Origin of the sequence: Kitasatospora sp. NPDC056273, from assembly GCF_042268845.1 — a bacterium.
Lineage (GTDB): Bacteria > Actinomycetota > Actinomycetes > Streptomycetales > Streptomycetaceae > Kitasatospora.
On the sequence record NZ_JBHJSJ010000110.1, the window covers coordinates 1 to 8717 of the forward strand.

Consider the following 8717-nt stretch of genomic DNA (forward strand, 5'->3'; position numbering starts at 1 on the left):
GGTACGGAACGGCCCCGGACGGCAGCCCGCCGTCCGGGGCCGTTCCGTACCCGGGCGTGCCCCCGGCGTCCCGCCGCCGAACGAGCCCCCGGCCCGCCGCCGTGTCTCGGCCCGATCACGACGGTCTCGGTCCGGTGAAGCGCCCGTCAAGGCCGCGTCAACGTCGCGCTGTCACCCGTATGGAGGGCGTCAGGGCCCCATAACGCGCCGCTGACGGCTGGTTTGCTGCATCTGCCGGTCGTCCGCCGGCGCCGCGCGAGCCCCTTCGGCCCAGGTCGCGGCATCTCCCGAACCACTCTGGTGGAGCCCATGTCCGATCTCATCTACGTCGGTGTCACGGTCGCCGTGTTCGCCGTCATCGCCCTGATCGCGCGGGGGGTGGAGAAGCTGTGAGCGCGGAGAACATCGCTGGTCTGGTCGTGGCCGTCGCGCTCGTCGGCTATCTCGTCGTGGCGCTGATCTTCCCGGAGAAGTTCTGACATGGGATCCACTCTCGCGGGCTGGCTCCAGGTCATCGCCCTCGTCGGCGCGCTGGCCCTGTGCTACCGCCCCCTCGGCGACTACATCGCCAAGCTCCTCACCTCCGCCAAGCACCTCAGAGTCGAGCGCGGCATCTACAAGCTGATCGGCGTCGACGGCGACGCGGACCAGCGCTGGCCGTCGTACCTCCGCTCGGTGCTGGCCTTCTCGGCCGTCTCCGTCCTCTTCCTCTACGGCCTGATCCGCCTCCAGGGCTACCTGCTGCTGAACCTGGGTGTTCCGCAGATGGAGGGCCACCAGGCCTGGAACACCGCGATCTCGTTCGTCGCCAACACCAACTGGCAGTCCTACGGCGGCGAGTCCGCGATGGGCCACCTGGTGCAGATGGCGGGCCTGGCGGTGCAGAACTTCGTCTCCGCGGCCGTCGGCATCGCCGTCGTCGCCGCGCTGATCCGGGGCTTCACCCGCAACCGGACGGACCGGATCGGCAACTTCTGGGTGGACCTCACCCGGATCAACCTGCGCCTGCTGCTGCCGATCTCGATCGTCTTCGCCCTGGTGCTGGCCGCCAACGGCGTGATCCAGAACTTCCACGGCTTCCACGAGGTGACCTCGCTGGCCGGCGAGGTCCAGAAGATCCCGGGCGGCCCGGTGGCCTCCCAGGAGGTCATCAAGCTGCTCGGCACCAACGGCGGCGGCTTCTTCAACGCCAACTCGGCGCACCCGTTCGAGAACCCGACCGGTTTCACCAACCTGGTCGAGATCTTCCTGATCCTGCTGATCCCGTTCGCGCTGCCGCGGACCTTCGGCCGGATGGTGGGGGACAACCGCCAGGGCTACGCGATCGTCGCCGTGATGGGCCTGTTCTGGGCCGCCTCGGTGGCCCTGCTGACCCTCGCCGAGTCGCAGCACCACGGCACCGCCCTGCAGGCCGCGGGCGCCGCGATGGAGGGCAAGGAGCAGCGCTTCGGCATCGCCGCGAGCTCGCTGTTCGCCGCCTCGACGACGCTGACCTCGACCGGCGCGGTGAACTCCTTCCACGACTCGTACACGCCGTTCGGCGGCGGGCTGACGGTCTTCAACATGATGCTGGGCGAGATCGCGCCCGGCGGTGTGGGCTCCGGCCTGTACGGGATGCTCGTGCTGGCGGTCATCGCGGTGTTCGTGGCGGGCCTGATGGTCGGCCGCACCCCCGAGTACCTGGGCAAGAAGCTCGGCGGCCGGGAGATGAAGTTCGCCTCGCTGTACATCCTCACCACGCCGACGATCGTGCTGGTCGGCACGGGTGTGGCGATGGCCCTGCCGGGTGAGCGCGCCGGGATGCTCAACTCGGGCGCCCACGGCTTCTCCGAGGTGCTGTACGCCTTCACCTCGGCGGCCAACAACAACGGCTCGGCCTTCGGCGGCATCACCGTCAACACCGACTGGTACGACACCGCGCTCGGCCTGGCGATGATCTTCGGCCGGCTGCTGCCGATCGTCTTCGTCCTGGCGCTGTCCGGCTCGCTCGCCCAGCAGCAGCCGGTCCCGGCCACCCCGGGCACCCTGCCCACCCACAAGCCGCTGTTCGTGGGCCTGCTGTCGGGCGTGATCCTGATCGTCGTCGGCCTCACCTACTTCCCGGCCCTGGCTCTCGGGCCGATCGCGGAAGGTCTGTCCTCCTGATGTCCACCCCTACGCTCAACCCCGCACCGGCCGACAAGGCGGAGCCCGCCGCGCCGCACAGAGTGTCGAGCGGCCTGCTCGACCCGAAGCTGATCCTCGCGTCCCTGCCGGACGCGGTGAAGAAGCTCGACCCCCGGGTGATGGTCAAGAACCCGGTGATGTTCGTGGTCGAGGTCGGCTCGGTGGTCACCACCGTCGCCGCGATCGCCGACCCGTCCGTGTTCGCCTGGGCCATCACCGTCTGGCTCTGGCTGACCACGATCTTCGCCAACCTGGCCGAGGCCGTCGCCGAGGGCCGCGGCAAGGCGCAGGCCGACACCCTGCGCAAGACCAAGAGCGACACCATGGCCCGTCGGCTCACCGACTGGCCGGCCACCGGCGCCGAGGAGGAGGTGCCCGGCACCGCGCTCCGGCTCGGCGACCACGTGGTGGTCGAGGCCGGGCAGGTCATCCCCGGTGACGGCGACGTGGTCGAGGGCGTCGCGAGCGTCGACGAGTCGGCGATCACCGGCGAGTCCGCGCCCGTCATCCGGGAGTCCGGCGGCGACCGCAGTGCCGTCACCGGCGGCACCAAGGTGCTGTCCGACCGGATCGTGGTGAAGATCGCCTCGGAGCCCGGCAAGTCGTTCATCGACCGGATGATCGCCCTGGTCGAGGGCGCCGCCCGGCAGAAGACGCCGAACGAGATCGCGCTCAACATCCTGCTGGCCTCGCTGACCATCGTCTTCCTGGTCGCGGTCGTCACGCTCCAGCCGATGGCCACCTACGCGGGCGCCCCGCAGTCGATGATCGTCCTGGTCGCCCTGATCGTGGCGCTCATCCCGACCACCATCGGCGCGCTGCTCTCCGCGATCGGCATCGCCGGCATGGACCGGCTGGTGCAGCGCAACGTGCTGGCGATGTCCGGCCGCGCCGTCGAGGCCGCCGGCGACGTCAACACCCTGCTGCTCGACAAGACCGGCACCATCACCCTGGGCAACCGCCAGGCCGCCGAGTTCCTGCCCGCCCCGGGCGTCTCCACCGAGGACCTGGCCAGTGCCGCGCAGCTCTCCTCGCTCGCGGACGAGACCCCGGAGGGCCGCTCGATCGTGGTCCTCGCCAAGACCGAGTACGGTCTGCGGGCCCGCGCCCAGGGCGAGCTGACCCACGCCACCTGGGTCCCGTTCACCGCCCAGACCCGGATGTCGGGCGTCGACCTGGACGAGGAAATGGAAGGGGCGGAGCGCAGCGACTCGGACAAGGGCGGTGGTGGGCGACGGGTGGGCGTCCACCAGGTCCGCAAGGGCGCCGCCGGCGCCGTCTCCAACTGGGTGACCGGGAACGGCGGTTCGGTCGGCGACGAGGTCTCCACCCTGGTCGACGGGATCTCCGCCGCCGGTGGCACCCCGCTGGTCGTGGCCGCGAAGACCGGCAGCGCGCCCGCCCGCGTCCTGGGGGTCATCCACCTCAAGGACGTGGTCAAGGAGGGCATGCGGGAGCGCTTCGACGAGCTCCGCCGGATGGGCATCAAGACCATCATGATCACGGGCGACAACCCGCTGACCGCCAAGGCGATCGCGGAGGAGGCCGGCGTGGACGACTTCCTCGCCGAGGCCACGCCCGAGGACAAGATGGCCCTGATCAAGAAGGAGCAGGAGGGCGGCAAGCTGGTCGCGATGACCGGCGACGGCACCAACGACGCCCCCGCGCTCGCCCAGGCCGACGTCGGCGTCGCGATGAACACCGGGACCATGGCGGCCAAGGAGGCCGGCAACATGGTCGACCTGGACTCCAACCCGACCAAGCTGATCGAGATCGTGGAGATCGGCAAGCAGCTGCTGATCACCCGCGGCGCGCTGACCACCTTCTCGATCGCCAACGACGTGGCCAAGTACTTCGCGATCATCCCCGCGATGTTCGCCGGGGTCTACCCGGGCCTGAGCCACCTCAACATCATGGGCCTGCACAGCCCGCAGTCCGCGATCACCTCGGCGATCATCTTCAACGCCCTGGTCATCATCGGCCTGATCCCGCTCGCCCTGCGCGGCGTGCGCTACCGCCCGTCCGACGCCAGCTCGCTGCTGCGCCGCAACATCGGCGTCTACGGCTTCGGCGGCCTGGTGGTGCCGTTCGTCGGCATCAAGCTGATCGACCTGATCGTCCAGTTCATCCCCGGCCTCAGCTGAAGCGGGAAGGAGAGAAAACCATGTCCAAGCCCCTGCCGACGATCCTCCGCACCCACTTCACGGCCCTGCGAGCGCTCCTGGTGCTCACCGTGATCCTCGGGGTCGTCTACCCGCTCCTGATCACCGGTGTCTCCCAGGTCGCCTTCTCCGACAAGGCGAACGGCTCGCCGGTGACGTCCGGCGGCAGGGAGGTCGGCTCCAGCCTGATCGGCCAGAGCTTCAACCTCCCGAAGACCAACCCGGACGACCCGAAGGAGGAGGCCCAGCCGGACCCGAAGTGGTTCCAGCCCCGCCCCTCCGCCGCCGGGACCGGCTACGACGCGTCCTCCTCCAGCGCCAGCAACCTCGGCCCGAACAGCGAGGACCTGCTGAAGGCCGTCAACGACCGCCGCGCCGCCGTCGCCGCGTTCGACGGCGTCGACCCGGCGAGCGTCCCGGCCGACGCGCTGACCGCCTCCGGCTCCGGCCTCGACCCGCACATCTCCGTCGCGTACGCCAAGGAGCAGGTCGAGCGGGTCGCCAAGCACCGCGACCTGCCGGTGGAGACGGTGGGCAAACTGGTCGAGAAGTACACCGAGAGCCGCTCGCTCGGCTTCCTCGGCAACGAGGGCGTCAACGTCGTGCTGCTCAACAAGGCGCTCAGCGAGCAGAAGTGACACCACCTCGTACAGACGGGTGACCGGGCCGGCCCGGGCACGGGGGCACGCCTCCCGCGCCCGGGCCGGCCGACCCGCGTCCGCAGACGTGCACCACCTCCCGATGGAAAGAGCAGTGCCCATGGCCCGCGACCTCACCCCCGGCACCGGCATCCGCGGCGGCCGGCTGAGGGTGTACCTCGGCTCCGCGCCGGGGGTCGGCAAGACGTACCGGATGCTGGACGAGGCCCGGCGCAGACAGGAGCGCGGGGCCGACGTCGTGGTCGGGTACATCGAGTGCCACGGCAGACCGCACACCGAGGCCATGCTGGCGGGCCTGGAGGTCGTGCCCCGCGTCCACCGCGACTACCGGGACGCCGGGTTCGACGAGATGGACCTCGACGGCGTGCTCGCCCGCCGCCCGTCCGTCGTGCTGGTGGACGAGCTGGCGCACACCAACATCCCCGGCGGCCGGCACGCCAAGCGCTGGCAGGACGTCGAGGAACTGCTCGCCGCCGGGATCGACGTCGTCACCACCGTCAACATCCAGCACCTGGAATCGCTGAACGACGTCGTCCGGAAGATCACCGGCATCCCGCAGCGGGAGACGGTCCCGGACGAGGTGGTCCGCCGGGCCGACCAGATCGAACTCGTCGACATGGCCCCGCAGGCACTGCGCCGCCGGATGGCCCACGGCAACGTCTACAAGGCGGAGAAGGTGGACGCCGCGCTCTCGAACTACTTCCGGGTCGGCAACCTCACCGCCCTGCGCGAACTCGCCCTGCTCTGGGTGGCCGGGCGGGTGGACGAGGGACTGCGCGACTACCGGGCCAGCCACAACATCGACCGGGTCTGGGAGACCCGCGAGCGGGTCGTGGTCGCCCTCACCGGCGGCCCCGAGGGCGAGACCCTGATCCGCCGCGCCGCCCGGATCGCCGACCGCACGGCCGGCGGCGAACTGCTGGCCGTCCACGTCTCCCGCAGCGACGGCCTGGCCGGCGCCTCCTCCGGCGCCCTCGCCCAGCAGCGGCAGCTGGTGGAGACCCTCGGCGGCAGCTACCACGTGGTGGTCGGCGACGACGTCCCGACCGCGCTGCTCACCTTCGCCCGCGCCCACCACGCCACCCAGCTGGTGCTCGGCACCAGCCGCCGCGGCCGGATCAACCGCTTCCTCACCGGCCCCGGCACCGGGCAGACCACCGTGGACGACTCCGAGGACATCGACGTCCACATGGTCACCCACGAGTTCACCGGCCGCGGCCGGCTGCCCTCGCTCGGCCGCCGCCACTCCCGGCGCCGCACCATCGCCGGCTACCTGGCCGGCCTGGCGGTGCCCTGGCTGCTCACCGTCCTGCTCTCGCAGGCGGACCACAGCATCAACCTGACCACCGACGCGCTGATCTTCCAGCTCGGCGTGGTGATCGTCGCCCTGCTCGGCGGCGCGGTGTCGGCCCTGCTGGCCTCGGTCGTCGCCTCGGTGCTGCTCAACTACTACTTCATCCCGCCGGTCCACAGCCTGACCATCGGCGAGACCAACAACATCGTCGCCCTGGTGGTCTTCGCCGCGATCGCGCTCACCGTCTCCACCGTGGTCGACCACGCCGGCCGGCTCACCAGCCGGGCCGCCCGCGCCACCGCCGAGGCCGAGACCCTCTCCACCCTGGCCGGCAGCGTGCTGCGCGGCGCCGACGCGCTGCCCGCCCTGCTGGAGAAGTCCCGGACGGCCTTCGGCATGCGGGCCGTCGCGCTGCTCTCCCGGGGCGACGGCGAGGTGCTCGCGCACAGCGAGGGGGACCACCAGGGCGACGGCGAGGGGCCGCACGAGACCGCCGAGGTCCCGGTCGGCGCGGACGCCCTCCTGGTGCTCACCGGCCGCCGGCTGCCCGCCGCCGACCAGCGGGTGCTGACCGCCTTCGCCGCCCACGTCGCCGCCGCGCTGGAGCGGGACCGGCTGGCCGTGGTCGCCGCCGAGGTCGAGCCGATCAAGGCCGCCGACCGGATGCGCACCGCCCTGCTCGCCGCCGTCAGCCACGACCTGCGCACCCCGCTGGCCGCCGCCCGCGCCTCGGTCGGCTCGCTGCGCAGCCCCGATGTCGAGTTCTCGCCCGAGGACCAGGCCGAACTCCTCGCCACCGCCGACGAGTCGCTGGTCAAGCTCACCCGGCTGGTCGACAACCTGCTCGACATGAGCCGCCTCCAGGCCGGCGCGCTCACCCTGCACCTCACCGAGACCCACCTCGACGAGATCCTGCCCCGGGCGCTCGACAGCCTCCCCGACCCGTACGCGCCGGTGCAGCCGCTCGACCTGGACACCGCCCCGCCGGTGCTCGCCGACCCGCCGCTGCTGGAGCGGGTGCTCGCCAACGTGATCACCAACGCGCTGCGGTACAACGCCCCCGGCGCGCCCGTCCTGGTCACCGCCAGCCACCACGCCGACCAGGTGGAGATCCGGGTGATCGACCGCGGCCCCGGCATCGCCCCCGAGGACCGGGACCGGGTCTTCCTGCCCTTCCAGCGCCTCGGCGACACCGACAACACCACCGGCGTCGGCCTCGGCCTCGCCCTCTCCCGCGGCCTCGCCGAGGCGATGGGCGGCAGCCTGGAGGTCGAGGACACCCCGGGCGGCGGCACCACCATGCTGCTCACCCTGCCCGCCGCCACCACCGCGCCCAGCACCACCGAGCCCGGAGACTCCGGGGAGGAACCTCCACATGAGTGAACGAAGTGAACGAACCATCGAAAGGTGCGTGTCTCGCGAAGCGACTGCCGAGCGAAGCGAGGCGGGCGCATGAGTGAGATTCTGGTCGTCGACGACGAGCCCGCCCTCCTGCGCACCCTGCGGATCAACCTCAGCGCCCGGCACTACGCCGTCCGCACCGCCGCCAGCGGCGGGGAGGCGCTGGACCGCGCCGCGCACAGCGCCCCGGACGCCGTCCTGCTCGACCTCGGCCTGCCCGACCTCGACGGGATGGACGTGCTGCGCGGCCTGCGCACCCACAGCGCGGTGCCGATCATCGTGCTCTCCGGCCGGACGGACGCCGCCGACAAGGTGGGCGCCCTGGACGCGGGCGCCGACGACTACCTCACCAAGCCGTTCCTGATGGACGAGCTGCTGGCCCGGCTGCGCGCCGTGCTGCGCCGGCCGCTGGGCGACGTGCCGCTGGGCCGGCCGGTGATCGGCGACCACACCGTGGACCTCGCGGCCACCGCGGTGCACGGCCCGAACGGCCCGGTCCGGCTCACCCCGACCGAGTGGCGCATCCTCGCCCTGCTGCTCGCCAACCCGGGCCGGCTGGTGCCCGGGAGGCAGATCCTGCGCGAGGTGTGGGGCCCGGCCCAGGAGGGGCGCGGCAACTACCTGCGGGTCTACTTCGCCGGGCTGCGCCGCAAGTTGGAGCGCGATCCGGCCCGGCCGCGGCACCTGGTCACCGAGCCGGGGATCGGGTACCGGTACGTGCCGTGACGGACCGGCGCACCGGTGCCGGCGCGCCCCCGTCAACGAGCCGTCAAGAGCGGCCCGGTGGGCGACAGGGGGGCGTCAAGGCCGCTCGGCGGCGGTGTTCCGCGGGCGTAGTGTCGGTGTCGAACGAGCGGCCCCTGCTCCGTGTGGGGGAGGTCCGGGGCCGCTCCAGCCGCCGCCCGAGGCGGCCAGCAGGTGGGGGAGGGGGGGGGGGGCCCCCCCCCCCCCCCCCCCCCCGCCCCCCGCCCCCCGCCCCCCCCCCCGCCCCCCCCACCCCCCCCCCCCCCCCCCACCCCCCGGCGCCCCCCCCCC

Annotated in this window: 6 protein-coding genes; all 6 read left to right on the forward strand. The window is 72.2% G+C overall.

Translation table 11 applies throughout. The features are described from left to right. The first annotated feature begins 389 nt into the window (after nt 1-389). Nucleotides 390-479 carry a K(+)-transporting ATPase subunit F gene (gene kdpF, locus ACFCY1_RS41035; protein WP_045693083.1) on the forward strand — a complete coding sequence of 30 codons (90 nt, stop codon included), beginning with the start codon at nt 390-392 and terminating at the stop codon, nt 477-479. 1 nt (nt 480) lies between these two features. Beyond that, nucleotides 481-2145, forward strand: coding sequence for a potassium-transporting ATPase subunit KdpA (gene kdpA, locus ACFCY1_RS41040; RefSeq protein WP_117488258.1), 1665 nt, complete (start codon nt 481-483; stop codon nt 2143-2145). After that, complete coding sequence (kdpB, locus tag ACFCY1_RS41045) at nt 2145-4310, forward strand: potassium-transporting ATPase subunit KdpB (RefSeq protein WP_375877792.1); 2166 nt, start codon at nt 2145-2147, stop codon at nt 4308-4310. The genes kdpA and kdpB overlap by 1 nt, the downstream gene beginning before the upstream one ends. Before the next feature lie 20 nt (nt 4311-4330). Beyond that, nucleotides 4331-4966 (forward strand): potassium-transporting ATPase subunit KdpC, encoded by a 636-nt coding sequence (kdpC, locus tag ACFCY1_RS41050; protein WP_049652083.1) that lies wholly within the window; start codon nt 4331-4333, stop codon nt 4964-4966. A gap of 121 nt (nt 4967-5087) precedes the next feature. Then, nucleotides 5088-7664: a sensor histidine kinase KdpD gene (locus ACFCY1_RS41055; protein WP_053112080.1), complete on the forward strand. Its 2577-nt coding sequence runs from the start codon at nt 5088-5090 to the stop codon at nt 7662-7664. A gap of 69 nt (nt 7665-7733) precedes the next feature. Next, on the forward strand, nt 7734-8408 hold the full coding sequence (locus ACFCY1_RS41060) for a response regulator (RefSeq protein WP_049652081.1): 675 nt from the start codon (nt 7734-7736) through the stop codon (nt 8406-8408). Nucleotides 8409-8717: the final 309 nt, after the last annotated feature.

Coding starts and splice junctions, on each gene's coding strand:
- kdpA (WP_117488258.1), top strand. CDS start 481: ATGGGATCCACTCTCGCGGGCTGGCTCCAGGTCATCGCCCTCGTCGGC.
- kdpB (WP_375877792.1), top strand. CDS start 2,145: ATGTCCACCCCTACGCTCAACCCCGCACCGGCCGACAAGGCGGAGCCC.
- kdpC (WP_049652083.1), top strand. CDS start 4,331: ATGTCCAAGCCCCTGCCGACGATCCTCCGCACCCACTTCACGGCCCTG.
- ACFCY1_RS41055 (WP_053112080.1), top strand. CDS start 5,088: ATGGCCCGCGACCTCACCCCCGGCACCGGCATCCGCGGCGGCCGGCTG.
- ACFCY1_RS41060 (WP_049652081.1), top strand. CDS start 7,734: ATGAGTGAGATTCTGGTCGTCGACGACGAGCCCGCCCTCCTGCGCACC.